The organism is Nonomuraea sp. NPDC001684 (genome assembly GCF_053596515.1).
In genome coordinates this window covers 1-2,110 of record NZ_JBSFGJ010000804.1, presented here as the reverse complement: position 1 = coordinate 2,110, position 2,110 = coordinate 1, and the positions used below count along the sequence as shown (strand labels likewise).

At 72.7% G+C, this 2,110-nt stretch carries 3 protein-coding genes; 2 read left to right on the top strand and 1 reads right to left on the bottom strand.

Going from position 1 to position 2,110, the window contains the following annotated elements:
• On the bottom strand, positions 1 to 650 hold a 650-nt coding region (locus tag ACWCSD_RS51965; RefSeq protein ID WP_449927209.1), incomplete at its 3' end, for a hypothetical protein.
• Positions 651 to 797: 147 nt separating this feature from the next.
• On the opposite strand from ACWCSD_RS51965, the gene ACWCSD_RS51960 reads away from it, so the two are divergent.
• A complete protein-coding gene (locus ACWCSD_RS51960; RefSeq protein WP_449927206.1) occupies positions 798 to 1,655 on the top strand; it encodes an amidohydrolase family protein in 858 nt (285 codons plus the stop codon).
• Between the two features lie 25 nt (positions 1,656 to 1,680).
• On the top strand, positions 1,681 to 2,110 hold a 430-nt coding region (locus tag ACWCSD_RS51955; RefSeq protein ID WP_449927204.1), incomplete at its 3' end, for an acetylxylan esterase.

Genomic DNA, 2,110 nt, shown 5'->3' with positions numbered 1-2,110 from the left:
GCCAGGTCGTCGAAGGGCGCGGCCTCGTCGATCCAGTCGAGGGGCAGCCCGTAGGGGCGCAGGGCCAGGCTCCACGGGAAGTAGACGTCGTGGTCGCTGAAGCCCCAGCGCGGACCGGCGGCGCCGTTGTGCGGCGCGCGGATGATCCGGTGCTCGGGGTCGTAGTTGGGGCCGCCGGGCAGGTAGAGGTCGGCGAAGCGCCCGGCCAGCTCCCTGAGCTCGCCGTCGCCGGGCGCGGCGAGGCAGAGCCCGTAGAACAGCAGCATGCCCTCGCCCTGGTGGAACCAGTCGTAGCCGCGCTCGAACTCGTCGACCAGCATGCCCATCCCGGTCAGCTGGGCGGTGACGCCCCGCCAGTGCCGTCGCGCCGCCGCCAGGACGTCCGCGCTGCCGCCGAGCAGGTACAACGTCGGCCAGTTGAAGAACGCCTCGTAGAAGTCGTCGACCCCGTCGCGGCCGTCGAGCCCCTCACCCAGCCTGTCGCGGAAGACCAGCCGGCCGTCGTCCTCGGTGTAGCGGTCGGCGAAGATCCGCCACGCCTTGTCCTGGACGGCGAACAGCTCCCGCTCCAACACGGCCCACCGCGGCGGGGTCGTCAGTCCGCGGGAGGCCCGCACCTCCGGCACGCGCGAGGCGTCGAAGGCCGTCACCGCCTGCCACCCCGCTCCGCCGCGCCGCCGGGACGTCTTGCTGTCATGCGCATGAGAACACCTGTAATCGCTGATCGATAGCCGATGATTAGAATCATCATGAGCGCGGATCAACGTGTCAATACTGGCCGAACATGCGGAGCACAGGTGATCGACTGCCACGCCCACCTCTGGGACCTCGACGGCGGCTATCCGTGGATCACGCCGGAGTCACCCCACCACCGGTCGTTCACGGCCGGCGACCTGGCCGCGGCGGGCGACGGCCTCGGCCTGACCGGGACGATCCTGGTCGAGGCGTCCAGGGGCGACCGCGGCGAGACCGGGCGGCTGCGCGACCTGCGCCTGCGTCACCCGGGCCTGATCGCCGGGCACGTCGGCAACCTCAACGTGCACGCCGGGATCGAGCCGTCCCGGTTCCGGGACCTCATGGACGAGGCCCGCCCCAACGGGATGCGGCTCGGCGGCCCCTCGTGGGCGGCCACGCCCGCCTCGGCCCGCGCGCTGGTCCCCGTGCTGGCCCAGCTCGGGGTGGCGCTCGAACTCAACCTGCACGACGCCGCCGTCGGCGTCGCGGCCGAGGTCGCCGCGCGGCACCCGGAGCTGACCGTGGTCGTCGACCACCTCGGCAACCCTCCGAACCTGCTGGCGGCCGACCCGGGCGAGTGGCGCGAGCACGTGCGCCGGGCGGCCCGCACCCCGAACGTGATCATGAAGATCTCCGGCCTGCTCACCCAGCAGCACGGCGTGCCGCCGGAACGGGTGGCCGCGCTGGTCGCCCACGTGGTCGAGGCGTTCGGTCCGGGCCGGTGCGTCGTCGGGTCCGACTGGCCGATCTGCCTGCCCCGGGGGTCCCGTGCCGAGTCGTTGCGGCTCGCCACGCTGGGGCTCGCCGGGCTGACGGCCGGGGAGCGCGCACGGGTGCTGCGCACCACCGCCGAACGCGCGTACCGCCTGGCACCCCCGGTTGACAACGCTCCGGAGCCCCTGCTTCGATGCGACAGTTGATCGATAAGCGATGATTGGTTAATCGATGGCCCATTTCGACCTGCCCCAGGACCAGCTCGAACGGTACCTGCCGACCCTGCCGGAACCGGCGGACTTCGATGCGTTCTGGGCGAAGACGCTCGCCGGGACCAGCGGCATCGACCTCGCCGTGACGGCCGAGCCGGCGCCGAACGGGCTGGCCACGATCGACACCTTCGACGTCGCGTTCGCGGGCTACGGCGGCCACCCCGTCAAGGGCTGGCTGCACCTGCCGGTGACCAGGACCGGCCCCCTGCCCGCCGTCGTGGAGTACCTCGGTTACGGCAGCGGCCGCGGCGTGGCCCACGAGAAGCGGCTCTGGGCGTGCGCCGGTTACGCGCACTTCGTCATGGACACCCGCGGCCAGGGCGCCGAGACGCCCGACCCCGATCCCGCGACCGGCGACGTCGCGGCCCCCGGTTTCCTGACCCGCGGCG